The 17,194-nt window shown below is 52.6% G+C and carries 12 protein-coding genes; 9 read left to right on the top strand and 3 right to left on the bottom strand.

The window, feature by feature from the left end:
- Positions 1–9 precede the first annotated feature (9 nt).
- Positions 10–1,332 carry a cell division protein ZipA gene (zipA, locus tag DXV75_RS08435; RefSeq protein WP_115592967.1) on the top strand — a complete coding sequence of 441 codons (1,323 nt, stop codon included), beginning with the start codon at positions 10–12 and terminating at the stop codon, positions 1,330–1,332.
- A gap of 50 nt (positions 1,333–1,382) precedes the next feature.
- A complete protein-coding gene (gene ligA, locus DXV75_RS08430; RefSeq protein ID WP_115592966.1) occupies positions 1,383–3,425 on the top strand; it encodes an NAD-dependent DNA ligase LigA in 2,043 nt (680 codons plus the stop codon).
- Positions 3,426–3,509: 84 nt separating this feature from the next.
- Here ligA and DXV75_RS08425 read toward each other — a convergent pair whose 3' ends face one another.
- Complete coding sequence (locus DXV75_RS08425) at positions 3,510–4,043, bottom strand: DUF2062 domain-containing protein (RefSeq protein WP_115592965.1); 534 nt, start codon at positions 4,041–4,043, stop codon at positions 3,510–3,512.
- Positions 4,044–4,082: 39 nt separating this feature from the next.
- On the opposite strand from DXV75_RS08425, the gene DXV75_RS08420 reads away from it, so the two are divergent.
- From DXV75_RS08420 to DXV75_RS08390, 7 genes are all read left to right on the top strand, one after another.
- The gene (locus tag DXV75_RS08420) at positions 4,083–6,455 is read left to right on the top strand and encodes a DNA internalization-related competence protein ComEC/Rec2 (RefSeq protein ID WP_115592964.1); all 2,373 of its coding nucleotides are present in this window, start codon (positions 4,083–4,085) and stop codon (positions 6,453–6,455) included.
- Positions 6,456–6,563: 108 nt separating this feature from the next.
- Positions 6,564–8,312: a lipid A export permease/ATP-binding protein MsbA gene (gene msbA / locus DXV75_RS08415; protein ID WP_115592963.1), complete on the top strand. Its 1,749-nt coding sequence runs from the start codon at positions 6,564–6,566 to the stop codon at positions 8,310–8,312.
- Positions 8,309–9,340 carry a tetraacyldisaccharide 4'-kinase gene (lpxK, locus tag DXV75_RS08410; RefSeq protein WP_115592962.1) on the top strand — a complete coding sequence of 344 codons (1,032 nt, stop codon included), beginning with the start codon at positions 8,309–8,311 and terminating at the stop codon, positions 9,338–9,340. The genes msbA and lpxK overlap by 4 nt, the downstream gene beginning before the upstream one ends.
- Positions 9,330–9,524: a Trm112 family protein gene (locus tag DXV75_RS08405; protein WP_115592961.1), complete on the top strand. Its 195-nt coding sequence runs from the start codon at positions 9,330–9,332 to the stop codon at positions 9,522–9,524. The genes lpxK and DXV75_RS08405 overlap by 11 nt, the downstream gene beginning before the upstream one ends.
- Before the next feature lie 8 nt (positions 9,525–9,532).
- Positions 9,533–10,297, top strand: coding sequence for a 3-deoxy-manno-octulosonate cytidylyltransferase (gene kdsB / locus DXV75_RS08400; protein WP_115592960.1), 765 nt, complete (start codon positions 9,533–9,535; stop codon positions 10,295–10,297).
- Positions 10,298–10,302: 5 nt separating this feature from the next.
- Positions 10,303–10,962: an SDR family oxidoreductase gene (locus DXV75_RS08395; protein WP_115592959.1), complete on the top strand. Its 660-nt coding sequence runs from the start codon at positions 10,303–10,305 to the stop codon at positions 10,960–10,962.
- Entirely contained in the window at positions 10,956–11,231 is a 276-nt protein-coding gene (locus DXV75_RS08390; protein ID WP_115592958.1) for a hypothetical protein, read from the top strand. The genes DXV75_RS08395 and DXV75_RS08390 overlap by 7 nt, the downstream gene beginning before the upstream one ends.
- 77 nt (positions 11,232–11,308) lie before the next feature.
- On the opposite strand, the gene rimO is transcribed toward DXV75_RS08390, so the two are convergent.
- Positions 11,309–12,739 carry a 30S ribosomal protein S12 methylthiotransferase RimO gene (gene rimO / locus DXV75_RS08385; protein ID WP_115592957.1) on the bottom strand — a complete coding sequence of 477 codons (1,431 nt, stop codon included), beginning with the start codon at positions 12,737–12,739 and terminating at the stop codon, positions 11,309–11,311.
- Positions 12,740–12,980: 241 nt separating this feature from the next.
- A complete protein-coding gene (locus DXV75_RS08380; RefSeq protein WP_181898388.1) occupies positions 12,981–16,991 on the bottom strand; it encodes a carbohydrate-binding protein in 4,011 nt (1,336 codons plus the stop codon).
- Between the last annotated feature and the right edge of the window lie 203 nt (positions 16,992–17,194).

The following is a 17,194-nucleotide window of genomic DNA, read 5'->3' as shown; positions in this document are numbered from 1 at the left end:
TGAATTAAAATGGAAGATGAATTACGTCTGTCATTACTGGTGCTAGGATCCTGCTTTATCGTAGCCATATTGGCTCACGGTATCTGGAAGATCCGAAAAGGTAACCATTCGACCGGGAAATCAACCCGGATGGAACCACGTGAATGGCAGAATCAGGATGACGATGAACCCCTGGACAATGACGACATTACCTGGGATGAACAAAAGCTTTCTGACAGCCAGCAAAAGCATTTCCAGGAGGAGATGCAAGAGCCGGATTACGACGATCTGGGCCTTGGAAAAGTGCGCGTGGTCAGCAGCCATCATTCTGTTGAAACGAATCAGCCTGATTCAGACGAGAATTCCCCGGCCATTGATGAACCCGAAGAGCCCGAAACGCAGCCTGGGACTTTTCAGCCGGAAAATGAACCCGTTACTGAAGCACAGCCACAACCAGCGCAGAAGCTTTATGGTTCAGTGATAACCAACCCCAAACCTCATATGCAAACCACGGCCAGAAACATGGCTGATAAATCCGAACAGTCGGATTTTCCCGAGCCGCCTGGATTTTTACTTAAAACCGGCCAGTCTGGTGATGAAGCGGAGACCCCTGAGAAAGCTTCGGTCGCAGACCCGGAACTGGATAATTTCAGTCTCGACAGCCAGCCAGCAGGCCCTGCTGAAACGGCCCGCTGGGATATCGCAGAAAGTGAAGCTTCACAAGCCGGTGGTCTGGGTGAGCAGGCCAGACGGTTTGTGTCCCGTAAGCGAAAACAGGCCCCGCACAGGAAACGTCAGGAACCCAGCTTTGGTGATGACCAGATGCGGATTGATTTTGAGCCTGATCAAAGCGATGACTTGTCTCAGCAAACCGGGGCAGTCGACGCCGAGGCGCAAGACGGGCAACAGACACCGCTGGCGGAGCAGGAAGTGCTGGTGTTGAACGTGCGGGCGGCACAGGATGAACCTATCTCTGGCGCTGCTTTACTGCCTTTGTTGCTTACCCTGGGATTCAAATTTGGCGACCAGAATATTTTCCACCGACATGTGAATTCAAACGGGAAAGGACCTGTCCTGTTCAGTCTGGCAAACATGTTCAAACCGGGTGTTTTTGATATCGACAATCTTGAAACCTTTATGACCCAAGGGGTTTCCCTGTTCATGATCCTGCCCATCGAGGGCGATGCCCATCAGGTGTTCAATATGATGCACAATGCGGCCCGTAAAATAGCCGAGGAGTTTAATGCCCAGGTTCTGGATGGCCGGCGCAGTGTGCTGACAAAACAGGGATTGCAACAATATATGGAAAAAATCCGAGAGTTTGAACGCCAGCGCTTCATTTCCCGTCAGTAATTCCCCGTCGGACCGGGTGCTGACCCGGCCCGTTTTACACAGAGAAAGTTATGTCTGACCTATCTACCCCTTTGGGGCAACAGATCACGCAGTTGCGCGCTGCCCTGGAAGAATACAATTACCAGTATTACGTGCTGGACACACCGACGGTTCCGGATTCGGAGTACGACCGTGTGTTTCAGCAGTTGTTAAAGCTGGAGCAGCAACACCCCGAATATCAGTCACCTGACTCTCCGACTCAGAAGGTTGGTGGTCAGCCGCTGGATGCGTTTGAGCAGGTTCGACACGAAGTGCCTATGTTATCGCTGGACAATGCATTTGATGAGGCGTCGCTGCTGGCATTTGAAAAGCGTTTGACGGACAGGCTCAAGGATACCCGTGTTCTGGCATTCAGTTGCGAACCCAAGCTCGACGGACTGGCCGTGAGTATTCTGTATGAACAGGGGCGAATGGTTCAGGCGGCAACCCGCGGCGATGGCCAGGTAGGTGAAAACATCACCGCGAACGTTCGTACTATAGCCAATGTGCCGTTACGTCTGCGGGGCACTGGCTGGCCCGAGCGACTGGAAGTACGCGGCGAAGTGTTTATGCCTAAAGCTGGGTTTGATCGCCTGAATGAAACTCAGAAAGCCCAGGGCAACAAGCTGTTTGCCAACCCGCGTAATGCTGCAGCAGGTAGCCTGAGGCAATTGGACTCACGTATTACTGCTAAACGACCACTGATGTTTTACGCTTATTCTCTGGGTGTGGTTGCGCCGCAGGATTTCATCCTGCCGGACAATCACAGCCAGCGTCTCAAGCAACTGGAGCAGTGGGGGCTACCCCTGTGCCCAGAGGTTGATGTGGCAAGCGGCTCTGCCGGGTGCCTGGCGTATTATGAACGCATTCTCTCAGCCCGGGCTCAGTTACCTTACGACATCGATGGTGTGGTGTTTAAGGTTGATGACATTGCGCTGCAGCAACAATTGGGATTTGTTGCACGGGCTCCCCGCTGGGCCATAGCGCAGAAATTCCCGGCCCAGGAAGAAGTGACTCGCCTGCTGGACGTTGAGTTTCAGGTCGGGCGCACCGGCGCTATCACACCGGTGGCGAGGCTTGAACCCGTTTTTGTTGGCGGGGTGACGGTCTCCAACGCCACTTTGCATAATCAGGACGAGATTCAGCGGCTGGGAGTACGCATCGGCGATTACGTGGTTATTCGCCGGGCAGGCGATGTGATCCCCCAGGTGGTGTCGGTTGTGGAAGCAAAACGCTCTGACGATACCCGGGAAATTGAGTTTCCGGCCCATTGCCCGGTGTGCGATTCGCTGGTTGAGAAACTCGAGAACGAGGCTGTAGCGCGTTGTAGCGGTGGCCTGTATTGTGCTGCGCAGCGTAAGCAGGCGCTCAAGCATTTTGCATCTCGCAAGGCGCTGGATATTGACGGGCTGGGTGACAAACTGGTGGAGCAACTGGTTGATGCAGAACTGGTAAAAAGTCCGGCAGATTTTTTCCATTTGTCAGTATCCGATTTGGTCGGGCTGGAACGCATGGCGGAAAAGTCTGCTGCCAATTTACTGAGTTCTCTGGAAAGGTCCCGACACACGACATTGGCCAAATTTTTGTACGCTCTGGGCATACGGGAAGTGGGTGAAGCTACCGCAGCCAACCTTGCGCAACATTTCGGTACACTGGAAGCGATCAGAACAGCGGATCTTGAAGCATTAAAGGCGGTGGCCGATGTTGGGGAAGTGGTGGCGCAGCACATTGCCCATTTTTTTGCCGAGCCGCACAATCTTGAAATCATTGATGCACTGGTTGATGCCGGCTTAAACTGGCCGGACGTTCAGACAGTGGAAGCCGGGGAGCAGCCATTGGCGGGTAAAACCTGTGTGCTTACCGGTACACTCAATGAGATGGGAAGAAACGACGCCAAAGCGCTGCTACAGTCACTAGGGGCAAAGGTTGCAGGCTCTGTCTCTGCGAATACCGATTTCCTGGTTGCGGGCGACAAGGCAGGCTCTAAACTGACTAAGGCCCAAAGCCTTGACGTGGAAGTGTGGGACGAAGCCACCATGCTGGAGTTGTTCCGCGAGTATGACGTATACCCCTGATTTGTGCGTTCTCCCGGCTTGTGTCTTGCAGGCCGGAATGCCGCTTTATCCTCTTTAGTTAAAGTCCTTGTGGAAACGGCGTTATCATTCCTGCGTGGTTTTTTGTGATCGTGCCATGCGGCGGTTTTCCCAGGCTTTTCGCACCGAAAATCGCCATAACCAATCCAGTCCAAAATAGCCTGCAATACCAAATACCACCGAACAAATCCCGCAACCGACCAGAAATGCCGGCCCGATGGTATAGATACTGTCCATTACCCATTGCCAGGTAAACTGAAAATTGAATGGCTGCGCTTTAGTCCCAAGTACAGTGGTGCCTACTTTGTACGCACCATAAAATATGGGCGGCATGGTGAACGGATTTGTGATCCACACGGTGGCTACGGAAAGCGGCAGGTTGGCGCGCATCGGGATGGCAGTCGCCGCGGATAACCACATCTGAAAAGGGACTGGCCAAAAAGCGAAAAACAACCCGATCCCAAACGCTCCTGATGCGGAACGGCGGTTCAGATGCCACAAATTTGGCTCGTGCAATATCGAGCCAAACACTTTAAGTGCTCTTTGATTTTTGATGGTCTGATGGTTGGGCAACAACCGCTGTATAAATTTTCTTGGCATAACTCTGTTTAGACCGCTCTCGCGGGCCAGGGCAACGAGATGCGTTATAATACCATGATTTGGCTGTCAGGCTTCATCCTGAGTGCCGTATCTTCCGTCCTTTGGGTCTCTTTACCTGCAATGGAATGGCTGTGCGTGGCGCTGGTCATTCTGTTGCTTTTGTCGGTGTCGAAGATCGCCCTCCGTTTCATAGGGTGTCTGCCAGCCAACAGGTTATTTAAGTATGGTAAGTGCTCGTCACGTTGGCCGCTCTGGCTGAGCGTTGGTCACGGCGTTCTCGCAGGCATACTTTGGATGGCGAGTGTAGGGCATCTGTACCTGACTTGGCAACTGCCTGAACACAAAATACGTCAGGATGTCGTTGTGAAGGGCCAGATTGACGAACTGGAACTGAAAAATGACAAGCTGCACTTTACGCTTTCCGCAAATGAAATAGACGGCCAGAGTTTGTGGTTCGCAAAAAAAATAAGGCTCGTCTGGCAGGCAGGAGAAAGGCAGCTGTTCCGACATCAGCAGGTGCGTTTGACTGCCAGGCTTCGACCTCCGCAGGGGACGGCAAATCCAGCCGGTTCACTGGCCCAGCAGGTGCTACTGAGCCGGGCAATTGTGGCCGTCGGGGAAGTGCAATCCGACGCTGAATTCAGGTTGGTTGAGCCCACAGATTGCATTCACTTTACAGTAGCAGCGGTGATTGAGCAGGCCGCACTGGATAACCAGCGCTGGCTAAAAGCATTGCTGGTGGGCGACCGCTCCGAACTGACCGCTGCCGACTGGCAAACACTCAAGGTAACCGGTACCGCACATCTGTTTAGCATTTCCGGCCTGCATCTGGGCATGGTAGCCTCAAGTGTTTTGCTGATGATGGTGACAGTTCTGGTAGCGCTTCAGCGACTGACAGGCCATTTTTCGCCTCAACACAATCTCGACCGCATGCTGTGCTTACCTCTGGTAATAGTGACCGCTGCCTATGCGCACCTGGCAGGCTGGCAACTGCCAGTAACCCGGGCATGGGTACTGCTTGTTGCGTGGTTGATAACGTCGCGTTACCTGGGTCACTGGTCGTTACGTCACATAGCGCTGTTTATGACAAGCCTCTGTATCCTCCTGTTTCCGCTCAGTTTATTTTCGGCCAGTTTTTACCTGAGTGTTGGCGCTGTGCTGTTGATATGGTTCTGTATCTGGCGATTCGGGCTGAGAGCGAACAGCTTCAGGCAGAAATGCCGTGCTTTGCTGATTTTGCAGTTAAGTCTGAGTATCGGGCTGATGCCGGTTACCCTGTTGTGGTTTGATCACCTCTCGTGGTTGGCATTACCGGTGAATCTGATGCTTGTGCCTGTGGTCAGCATTTTTTTGCCGCTAGCGCTTCTGGTGCTGTTATCAGGTTGGCTTGGATTCCCAATACCTTGGCTGTGGCGGGGCGTGGATGTCTTCATGGGGGCAATTATCAGGGGCCTGCAATGGGCTGAACAATGGGTCGGGAATGGGGCAGCGCCGTTAGATAAAGGCGCTGCCCTGGCAGCTTTATTGGCATTGGGAATGATTTGCGCACCGCGCCTACCATTTCAGCGGCTGGGCATAACCCTGGCTTTTTTACCTTTGCTCTCCCAGTGGTTGCCGGCCAATCCTGAGCGATGGTTGTTGCATGTTGCTGATGTTGGGCAGGGCAGCGCGCTGTTAATAAGCAGAGGTAGCCGAAGTATCATGGTCGATACCGGGCGAGGTTTTTACCCCCAGGGCAGTTATGCGCAATCAACGCTCATTCCGTTAATGGCGAAGCTAAACATTGCCCGTCTGGATTTGCTGATGCTGAGTCATGGCGACGATGACCATAGCGGCGGAAAACAGGCAATTGCTGATTATGTCAAAAGACAGGGCTTCTCGGATTTTCGCGTCATAACGAATCTCGACAGTTGCCAGCGGGGGCTGAACTTTGAGTGGCAGGGGCTGTTGGTGCGGGCGATATGGCCGCTGGCGGGGAATCCTGTCAACGACAATCATCATTCCTGCGTGATCCTGATAGAGGACGGTGAGCACAGGGTTTTGGTGCCGGGCGACATTGACCGAAGTGCGGAATACGCCCTGCTGGCCATGAAAGAGGAGTTAAAAGCCGATGTTATTGTTGCCCCACACCATGGCAGTGCCAGCTCATCAGGCAATGCATTTGTTCGTGCTGTGTCACCCAAGTACGTAGTATTCACTCAGGGTTATCTTAATCAGTGGGGCTTTCCTGGCAGGGAGGTTGTGCGCAGGTATAGGGAAACGGGAGCCCGCGTTTTAACAACCAGCCATGACGGATACATGCGGTTTCAGTTTCATCCCACTGAAGGAATAAAGTTACAAACCTATCGAAGGGATATCGGGCCAAAATGGTATTTGCACCGATCTAATTTCCCCGTATGGATTGAAAAATAACGGTTAGTTACTATCTTCAAGCTTCTGTAGGCGTAAGTCTGCCAAATTAGGGAATTTTTCCCGGAGCAGGTACAATATCTAAGACTAATAAGGTGATGTAGGCATTACATGCAACAAAGCGACCCTTCGGCAACCCAGATGCGCCGGTTTCTTCAATATCTCCGCCCGTACAAATTTCCATTCTTCGCGGCCATACTGGGTATGGTCGGCTATTCGGCGGTGGATACTTTCGTATTTGCACAGTTGCAACCGATGATAGATGAATCGCTGGGCAACAATGACCATGAATACCTGCGCCTGGCAGCCTATGCCATCGTTCCTCTGTTTGTCATTCGGGGTGTGTTCAATTTTCTGGGCACCTACACGCTGACCTGGATTGGCTCCCAGGTGGTTATGAACATGCGTCAGCAACTGTTCGCCAAATACATTCATTTACCGGTAACCTTCCACGACACCCACTCTGTGGGCAATTTGATCAGTAAAGTGACCTTTGATACCGAGCAGGTGGCCAATGCCTCCGGGCGTGCACTGCTGACCCTGGTCAGGGAAGGGGCGCTGGTTATCGGATTGCTGGCAGTAATGTTCTATTATTCCTGGCAGCTTTCATTAATCTTTCTGATTATCGGGCCGGTCGTGGCCGTAATTGTCTCTGTGGTCAGCAAACGCTTTCGCAAAGTCAGCCGTAATATCCAACACGCCATGGGTAACCTTACCACCGCGGTCGAGCAGGCGGTAAAAGGGCACAAGGTGGTACTTATGTTTGGTGGCCAGGAGATGGAGCAGCAGCGTTTCGCTGAGAAAAACAACGCCAATCGCCAGCAGACTATGAAGCTGGCGGTAACCCAGATTCTCAGTGTCTCTTCAATCCAGGTCATCGCCTCGATTGCGCTGGCGGTGGTGCTGTATATCGCCAGCTCACCCAAAATGCTCGAAACCCTCACCGCCGGCGTATTCATCAATGTGGTGTTCTGCATGGTGATGTTGCTGAAACCGCTTAAGCAACTGACAACGGTGAACAATGAGTTCCAGAAAGGCATGGCGGCCTGCAGCAGTATTTTTGCGGTGCTGGATGAGGCGGATGAGAATGACAGCGGTAGTATTGTTGTTGAACGCGCCAAAGGTAAAATCCGATTTGATGATGTGACCTTTACCTACCCTGGCAAGAACAGCCCCGCATTGAACCACATCGGTTTTACCGCTGAGCCGGGACAGACAATCGCGCTGGTTGGTCGCTCCGGGAGTGGTAAATCAACCATATCGTCATTGCTGACACGCTTTTATTCACCCCAGCAAGGTGTTATTACGCTGGATGATCTCAATCTCGAATCGATAGATTTAAAATCGCTGCGCAAGCAGTTCGCCCTGGTATCGCAACATGTGATCCTGTTTAACGATTCCATTGCCAATAATATAGCTTATGGTATTCAGCACAGTGTTACTCGCGAACAAATCGAACGGGCGGCCTCCATTGCTCATGTTGACGAATTTCTTCACCAGCTACCAGACGGCCTGGATACTGTGATTGGTGAAAACGGCCTGATGTTGTCTGGTGGCCAGCGCCAGCGGATTGCCATAGCACGTGCCATTCTGACCGACGCCCCCATACTCATACTTGATGAAGCAACATCGGCTCTGGATACGGAGTCAGAGCGGCTGATTCAGGATGCTCTGGAGCAACTGCAGAAAAATCGCACCAGCGTGGTGGTAGCCCACAGGTTGTCTACCATCGAGAATGCTGACTGCATTCTTGTCATCGATAATGGGCGGATCATCGAGCAGGGCAAACACCAGACTCTGCTCGAACAAAAAGGCCATTATGCTCAACTGCATGCTCTGCAGTTCGGTGAAGCTTCGTGACCAAAATAGAACAGGCATGGCACAGTAATGCCTCATGGCTGTGGTTTCTGTGGCCGCTTTCAATCCTTTTTGCGTTGATCAGTGCCTGCAGGCGGGCCCTTTATCGCAGCGGCCTGCTGAACAGCAGCAAGCCAAAGGCCTTTGTTCTGGTAGTGGGCAACATCAGCGTGGGCGGAAACGGTAAAACACCACTTGTGATTGCGCTGGTGGAATTTTTTCTCAGCCGAAATGTGAAAGTGGGGGTGCTGAGTCGAGGCTATGGCGGCGCACAAAGCGCCTTTCCTCACCAGGTTACGGATGCCGACAGCGCAAAGCTGGTCGGTGATGAACCTAAGTTGATTGCCGCGCGTACCGGTGTGCCTGTAGTCATCGATCCGGTTCGCAAGCGCGGTGCCGATTACCTTGCCGGTAAACTCCAGTGTCAGGTGATCATCTGTGATGATGGACTGCAGCACTATGCTCTTAGTCGTGATATGGAAATTGTGGTAATGGATGAGCGCCGTTACGGTAATGGACGCCTGTTACCAATGGGGCCGCTGCGCGAAGGCGTCTGGCGGCTGAATACTGTCCATAGCATTGTGCACAATGTGAGCGGTTCCACGCAGCCAGCGTTGCCGGGTGTCGTGGTGCCTCAATATGCTATGCAGTTGATATCCAGTGAGTTGGTGAACGTCCGGAATCCGGCTGTCAAACTCTCTGTCGCGGAATTTCTGGATCGTTATTCCGAATGTTCTGCCATTGCGGGAATTGGCAATCCCGAGCGTTTTTTTCATCATCTGAACGCTCTGGGGCTGACGGTTGAACACCCCACGGCGTTTGCGGATCATCATTCATTTACTGCCCAGGACCTGCCGGGAAGCGCGGTGATCATGACAGAGAAGGACGCAGTAAAAATTCAGCTGTTCGCGCACCAGGATTGCTGGTATCTGCCGGTGACAGCCCAGTTAAATCCATCGTTTTACCGGCAGGTATTTACGGCATACGAACACTACAATAATCAACAAGAAGGACAGCCTCATGGCGTTTGATAAAAAATTACTGGATGTGGTTGCCTGTCCGGTTTGTAAAGGAAAGCTACTGTTTAACCCGCAGCAACAGGCTCTGATCTGTCGCTTTGACCGTCTGAGCTACCCGGTCCGGGAAGGTATCCCTGTTCTGATCGAAGAAAAGGCTACCCAGTTGACACTAGACGAAATTGAAGCATTGAAATAGGTTAGCGTATGTCTTTTACCGTAGTCATACCGGCGCGTTTTGCGTCTACCCGTTTTCCGGGCAAGCCCCTGGCTGACATCCAGGGTAAGCCCATGGTCCAGCATGTTGTTGAGCGGGCTAACGAGGCCGGAGCAGGGCGGATTATCGTGGCCACGGACGATGAACGCATCGCCCGTGTTGCTGAGGGTTTCACTGAGGTTTGCATGACTGACAGTACCCATACGTCCGGAACGGAGCGGATTGCACAAGTGCTGGATATTACCGGCCTTGATGATGACAGCGTGGTGGTCAACGTGCAGGGAGACGAACCCTTTGTACCGGCAGACAATATTCGCCAGGTTGCCCATAACCTGATGTTACGCCCTTCTGTATCGATGACAACTCTGGCAACTCCCATTCACCATCCGGAGGAAGTGAGCAACCCCAACGTGGTTAAAGTGGTGATGAACGAAAAGGGTCATGCATTGTATTTTTCCCGGTCTGTCATACCCTTTGAACGGGATCGTCTGATGAATCAAAGCCGGGCCCCGGATCCCCGGCATTACCTGCGCCATATTGGTCTTTACGGCTACCGGGCGGGCTATGTGCGCCGTTACGTCAGCTACCCTGCGTCGCAACTGGAACAGCTCGAATCACTCGAGCAGTTACGCGCACTTTGGTACGGCGATACCATTCATGTCGAAGTGGCCAATGCGCCGCCGCCGGTGGGTATTGATACGCCTGAAGATCTGGTTGCGCTGCTTGAGCATCTGAATCATACCAACCAGGAGTAATTGTTATGAATGTGGTTATTACCGGAGCAAATCGAGGTATCGGGCTGGCGCTGGTCAAAGCCTATCTTGCCCGTGGTGACAAGGTTTTCGCTACCTGCCGTAACAGCAGTGATGAACTCAACGCCAGTGGAGCCAGGGTTATATCCGGTGTGGACGTTTCCCAGCCCGACACACTCAAAGACGCGCTTTCACCCCTCAAGGATGTCAAAATTGACATCCTGATCAACAATGCCGGTGTGCTGGCAGCGGAGTCTTTAGACGACTGGCAGCCCAATACTATCGATTATCAGTTCAGGGTTAACGCCATGGGCCCCTTGCTGGTAACGCAGGCGTTGTTGGGGCAACTGAAAAGTGGTGCCAAAATTGGCCTTATCACTAGCCGAATGGGGTCAATGGCGGATAACGGTTCCGGTGGTTATTACGGTTACCGTATGTCGAAGGCCGCGCTGAATGCAGCTGGCGTTTCCATGGCCAACGATTTGCGCAGCCAGGGAATTGCGGTGGCCTTGTTGCATCCTGGTTTTGTACAAACCGAAATGGTTAACGGCAACGGCGATATTGACGCTGATACCGCTGCACAGCGTCTTGTTCAAAGGGTAGATGAACTGGATTTGGGCAGCAGTGGCCAGTTTGTGCATTCCAACGGTGACGTCCTTCCATGGTAAGAGCGTTCTGCCTTTTGCTGACCTGGGTTATCTCTGCCAGCTTTGCGGCAGACATTTTTGAACGCTATCACTGGGTATTGGGGCCAGCGTTGCCCCAACCGGTACAGGAAATCTATCCTGCATTGCTGGGCGGTAGCATTGTGGTGGCCGGTGGCCTGAAGTCGACGGAAGACGGCGGTATCCAGGTTCTGGATTCAGTATTGACACTCGCACCAGGGGCCGGGCAGTGGGAGCAGATGGCGGCGCCAATAATACCCGAAGTACCGTGAGCCGGTTTGAGATAAAGGAGCCTGAATAAGGCCCGAAGGCCTTATTCGTCGAGGAGACTTGGTAAGTCTCAGGCGGTTTAGTCGTCCTGATCTTCCGACAGTACAGCCCAGACATCGTGCTGGTCAGCGTGGATCACTTCTGCCCACACTCTGTCGCCGGGCTTAACATCATAGACACCGTTAAGGTGCACAACGCCATCCACTTCCGGTGCGTCTGCGTAGGTTCGGCCTACCGCGCCTTCACTGTCTACCGAGTCAATCACCACCTGATATTCCTGGCCGATGCGCTGTTGCAGTCGGGCTGCACTGATTTCACTCTGTACAGCCATAAAGCGTTCCAGGCGTGCCTGCTTGATTTCTTCCGGCACCGGATCTGGCAACGCATTGGCCGCGGCGCCTTCAACCGGGGAATAGGCAAAACAGCCCACTCTGTCCAGTTGCGCTTCTTTCAGGAAGTCGAGCAGTTCTTCAAATTCCTCCTCGGTCTCGCCCGGGAAGCCAACAATGAACGTAGAGCGGATGATCAGTTCAGGGCACTGTTCACGCCATTTGCGTATGCGCTCAATGGTGCGATCAGCACTGCCCGGGCGTTTCATCAGTTTCAGAATACGTTTGCTGGCATGCTGGAACGGAATATCAAGGTAAGGAAGAATTTTGCCTTCCACCATCAGTTCAATCAGATCATCAACGTGGGGGTAGGGGTAGACATAGTGCAGGCGCACCCACATGCCCATCTCACCCAGTTTGTCGCACAGTTGCTGCATATGGGTTTTTACCGGCATGCCGTTCCAGAATCCGGTACGGTGTTTTACGTCAACACCGTAGGCACTGGTGTCCTGCGAAATCACCAGCAATTCATTAACCCCGGCTGCCTGCAAGCGCTTAGCTTCATCCAGAATTTCACCAACCGACCGGCTGACCAAATCGCCGCGCATGGACGGGATAATGCAAAAGGTACAGCGGTGATTGCAGCCTTCTGAAATTTTCAGGTAGGCATAGTGGCGGGGCGTTAGCTTTATGCCGTGGTTTGGTACCAGGTGCTCAAACGGGTTGTGTTCGGGTTTGGGCAGATGGTTATGAACCTGCTCTACCACTGCTTCATAGGCATGGGGGCCTGTGATAGCGAGCACATTGGGGTGCACCTCTCGGATTTCGTCTTCCTTGATACCCAGACAGCCGGTTACCAGTACCCGGCCGTTCTCTTTCAATGCTTCGCCGATGGTGTCCAGCGATTCCTGTACCGCCGAGTCGATAAAGCCACAGGTGTTGACGATGACCAGATCGGCATCGTCGTAGGTTGGTACTACATCGTAGCCTTCAGTGCGTAGCTGGGTCAGAATGCGCTCAGAGTCAACCAGGTTTTTGGGGCAGCCCAACGAGACAAATCCGATCCGACTTCCGGCACCGCTTTTTGCATCCTGGGTTCTTACCTCAGCCTGTTCAGCCAGAGTTTTGGCCGGGGCGTTCAGGGTAGTGGTTTGATTGGGTACGAAAGTCTTAACGGTCATGGTGTCTCACTGCGGTTTAACTGGCCTTGGCGGCTATTTTGGGCCGAGGCGAAAAGAGGGCGGATTATACATGAATGCCGCGCGGATGGTAGATGGTGAGGTTAAAAAACGACCACCTGAATGGCTTCCAGTGGCAAGTTATTGTTGCGTCAGTCAGAAGCTGCCAACTGGTTCGAAGAATAAAAATGCGCAACCTCCATACCGCTAAATTGAAGGTTGCGCAGACGGGTAAAGATTCACATCAGGCGCTTGGAATACCGATAAATTGCAGTTCAAACCAGTCGATGTTGAACAGAAAACCAGTGTGTTGTGCTACAAACTCCAGTTGCAGGGTTTCAATTTGCTCCGGCGGAAAAGACAGCACAGCGCTGAATGTTTGATACTGACTCCAGCCTCCGGTGTTGGTTATGTCCACACTGCCGATGAGCACCCCGCCGGCAATGAAGTTGATGGTGCCACCCAAACCTGCAGCAGAGGCGTTTACGTTTACGCTAATGTCGTAGCGGGGCTGAATGTTCAACAGATATTCCGCCCAGTCTCCGCCTTTAATACTCTCAACAGTGGTGTCTTTCACCGCTACACCTTGCTGGCTGATAAGATGCTCCGCTTCGACCAGCAGGCTGATGAACTCGGGCTCACGCTCGGCAGTGATATTCAGTTCAAACCAGTCGATATTGAACAGAAATCCGGTGTGATCCGAGTCAAACTCAAGACGCAGTTCTGACACCGTCTGAAAGGGAATATCCAGTGTTGTCTCAAACGTCTGGTAGGTACCCCAGCCACCTGTGTTGCTGACGTTAACGGTGCCGACCAAGGTGCCGTCGGCAAGCACATTTATCCGGCCACCCTGGCCAGCCGCGGAAGCACTCACCCTGAGCGTCACCTCGGAACCGGTCTCAAAATCCACCAGATAGCTGGCCCATTCGCCGTTTTTAATTCCTTCAATGGTACTTGGTTTTATTGTCAGACCGAACTGTTCAGTAAAATCTTCCGCTTCAACCTTAATCAACGGGTCTGTGGCTGGCTCATCGGGGATTAGGGTAAGTTCAAACCAGTCTATGTTAAACAGGAATCCGGTGCCCGGGGATACAAATTCCAATCGCAGGGTGCCGATATCCAAGTTGTCGATGTTCAGGGTGGTAGTAAATTCACTGTAGTTGTTCCATCCACCGGTATTGCTGATATCGACACTGCCCACAAGAATGTTGTCAGCGTAAACCTCTATGGTGCCGCCGGTGCCCGCTGCCGCAGCGCTAATTGCGAATGTCATTTCGTGTGTGGCTTGGGCGTTGAGCTGATATTCAGCCCACTCGCCGTCTTTAATCCCTTCAATGTTGTCAGGTTTAACGGTAAGGCCAAACTGATCGCTGTAGTCTTCAGCTTCAACGCGGATGGTTGTGGGCTCGTCAGGCGTCTCCAGTTCGATGGTGCCGGTGACAGTAAATGTTTCGGCTGCGCCCACAGAGTCGCTGGCGGCATAGAGTGGGGCATTCGGGCCGGTATTCTGTTCGGCGCGAACGTACAGTCCCATGGCTTTGGAGTACAGGGCGAAGGAGTCCTCCCCAACATCCACCCACACGAATTTGGCGTTTTCTGTGATTTCTGTGGTGTCTGCATCCCCACGGCTGGTATCCGGTAAGGTATAGAGATAACCGTAGCGTGCTGGGTCAGCTTTGAGGTAGTAGCCGTTGGACGATTTGAGTGCTACGTAGCCATTGCCGGCATCCACAACGGTGAAACCGTCCAGCGCTTCTGTTGTATTGGCGGTAATGGGGCCAAAACTGGCGGGCAGGCTGGTATCCTGTTGCAGGTGTAATCCGTTGATTTCAGACATTACTGTGACCGATTGACCCATTGGGGCATTACCGGCTTCAGGATTTGCCACGGCATCAGGCAAACTGAAAAAGGTAATGGTGTGCAGCAATGCACCTTCGTTGTAGTCAAAGTAGTTACCGTCATCGATGTGGGAAACCGGATAGCCCTCTATGACCAGGTTGTCAAAATGCAGGAAGCGCAAGTAGGCCTGTTTATTCAGCCCGTAGTTGCTGTCTGCGTACAAGATTTCAGGGTTGTAGGAACGCTCACGAATAGTGAAATTTTTAAACGTCATATCGCCCAGTATACTGGTGGTATCCGGTGTTGCGGCATTCTCATTCCATATGCGAATTTGGAAAATGATGGTTTCCTTACCCCAGAATTCGAAATCTTCAAACAGTCCACCACTGTGGTTTTTCAGCTGTTCCACGTTCAGACGGCTGTCGAAGACACCGTGGTTTTTTCCGTAGTTCAACTCCCGACGGTCGGATGACAGTACGGTATGGTTGCGCACATGGGTGTTGATGTTGGGGGAGTTGAAGGCCCCCCAGCCAATCTGGAAACTCGGCCCGTTGTGCATTACATAAGTGGTGGAGTTTTCCATAAGGTAGTCGTGATGCACATAGGTGATGTCATCATCATTGATAAGCAGACAACCGTTGTAATAGGTTTTGCTGTTGACACCTGACTGGTACGTTCCGCCACCATAGCCAACGTCTTTGTGGTTGATAAGGGCGCCATTGCCATCGAGGAACATTACGCCCATACGGGCACCGATGTTGGTCAGCCCTTCAATGGTAGTTGGCTCTGCCTGATACTTGCCACGGAGCCATGCATGGGTGTCCCAGCTTTGTGTGATCCCCCAAACGTTACCTTCAATGGCGGTCATATCCGCCCAGGGCGTGCGTGTGGGTGTGGACCATTCATATTGTGTAACATTGCGGTAAATGTCGAACATCTCATCACTGTAGATACCACGCCCCCAGAGCCGGATGGCGTAATCGTCGTTTTTCATCAGAAAACCGTAATGCAGATAGGCGTCGCCGGGGACATAGAGCTCCCGTGCAGATTGGTTTTCACCCGGGCCAAAGAATTGGTAGTGGGGGTTGGGCAGGTGGATGCCGGATCCGAATGCCACCAGACTGCCATTATCAAATTCAACGATTTCATTTTCAGGTGCGCTGGCGGGAGCTAAATGGACTGGATTTATGAAAATAAACAGAGGCGATTCTATTACGGTGTCTTCGCTACCGTTACCTCTGGGGATACGGTCTGACCAGGCATTGCGGTTCATTGCAACCCGGTAATGGCGGGCAAATTCCGGTGCTCCGGGCAGGGTTATGTCTACCGTGCGTTCGTCCACCTGAATCACGTCAAGTGGCGCAGGCTGTATTTCCAGATCGGCCAGGTTGATGTTTCCCGGCAGGCTTGCACTTTCAAGCAGGGTAACCCGGACAACCACATCCTGATTGGCATCGATATTGGTCCAGTGCTTATTGTGCAGGGTGCGTTCGGGTTTATCGCTGTTAGGGCCATAGTTGGCATAGCCATAGGGGTGATGTCCGCCAGTGTGGGCCGGATCATCGTGGCCGAGATAGTTTCGCAATTGGGGGCGGGTTTCATACACAGGGGTATTGAGCAGTGGGGTTGTACCCTGTTCCAGTCTGACTTCCGCCCTGAAAAAAGTCGACAAGCGGGTTGCTTTACCCAGACTGGGATCAGAAGGGGTCTGATCCTGCAATTCTGAAAACGTGATGCCGTTAACCGTAAGTGTTTTTGGTGTGCGAATACCGGGTACTTCCGGATAAACTTCGAGGTTATCCTCACTGCCGACAATCCGCACCACATTGCTGTACTCTGATTCCCGGTTAATGTTGGTCGCACGGATGCGGAATTCACGGGTCTGGGTGCGATCGTATGCGTTAACTTCAAAGTTTTCGGTGTCGGCCGCAGTGGTGGCGAGTACCACCCAGTCGGAATCCTCAAAACGCTGTTCTATCTGATAGCCTATTTCGTTGACATTGGTGTCACGCCAATACAACAGCAATGAGTCATAGGGTGCAGGATTGTAGAAGTACAGATCGCCGGGCACGTTAAGCTCACCAACTCTTGGGGTTGATGCTGCAGTACTTACTTCAGAGGTTGCCCCCAGATTATCGGTGGCGACAAGCCGGACACTTGCGCTTCCTTCAGGCAACCCGGTGACTGATGCGCTGTAAGGGTTGCTGTCATCGCTGCCAACCCATTGGTCATTGACATAAAAGTCAACCCTGACAACGCTACCATCAGGATCGCTGGCCAGGGCTGTGATGTGCAGATTGCCACCACGACCGATAACGGCATTAGAGGCGGGGGACTTCAGTGTGATTTCCGGCGGCTGGTTGGCCGCGGCGATAAAACTGGCCAGGGCCAGCAAGGTACAAAGTGATTTTCGCATATCCGTATTCCTGCACATTGATGTGTTTGATGTTTGCTGCTCACGCCACCCTGGCACAGCATTCCTGACTGACTGAGCGTAATTTGATCCGCCGGTTCAGAGTTAGGGATAGGGTTGGTGTCGGCTTTAATTTCAGGCTCGACAGCCTTTAAAAATCTTTCAGCAGGTTTCTACGGTGATTTAAAAAAGGCATTCAGGGGCGA

Source organism: Alteromonas aestuariivivens (assembly GCF_003367475.1).
GTDB classification, from domain to species: Bacteria; Pseudomonadota; Gammaproteobacteria; order Enterobacterales; family Alteromonadaceae; genus Alteromonas; species Alteromonas aestuariivivens.
Note: the sequence above shows the minus strand (reverse complement) of the source record. Positions and strands in the feature narration are given on the sequence as shown.

Excerpts from the sequence above, each read along its gene's own strand:
- zipA (WP_115592967.1), top strand. The coding sequence starts at position 10 with ATGGAAGATGAATTACGTCTGTCATTACTGGTGCTAGGATCCTGCTTT.
- ligA (WP_115592966.1), top strand. The coding sequence starts at position 1,383 with ATGTCTGACCTATCTACCCCTTTGGGGCAACAGATCACGCAGTTGCGC.
- DXV75_RS08425 (WP_115592965.1), bottom strand. The coding sequence starts at position 4,043 with ATGCCAAGAAAATTTATACAGCGGTTGTTGCCCAACCATCAGACCATC.
- DXV75_RS08420 (WP_115592964.1), top strand. The coding sequence starts at position 4,083 with ATGCGTTATAATACCATGATTTGGCTGTCAGGCTTCATCCTGAGTGCC.
- msbA (WP_115592963.1), top strand. The coding sequence starts at position 6,564 with ATGCAACAAAGCGACCCTTCGGCAACCCAGATGCGCCGGTTTCTTCAA.
- DXV75_RS08405 (WP_115592961.1), top strand. The coding sequence starts at position 9,330 with ATGGCGTTTGATAAAAAATTACTGGATGTGGTTGCCTGTCCGGTTTGT.
- kdsB (WP_115592960.1), top strand. The coding sequence starts at position 9,533 with ATGTCTTTTACCGTAGTCATACCGGCGCGTTTTGCGTCTACCCGTTTT.
- DXV75_RS08395 (WP_115592959.1), top strand. The coding sequence starts at position 10,303 with ATGAATGTGGTTATTACCGGAGCAAATCGAGGTATCGGGCTGGCGCTG.
- DXV75_RS08390 (WP_115592958.1), top strand. The coding sequence starts at position 10,956 with ATGGTAAGAGCGTTCTGCCTTTTGCTGACCTGGGTTATCTCTGCCAGC.
- rimO (WP_115592957.1), bottom strand. The coding sequence starts at position 12,739 with ATGACCGTTAAGACTTTCGTACCCAATCAAACCACTACCCTGAACGCC.
- DXV75_RS08380 (WP_181898388.1), bottom strand. The coding sequence starts at position 16,991 with ATGCGAAAATCACTTTGTACCTTGCTGGCCCTGGCCAGTTTTATCGCC.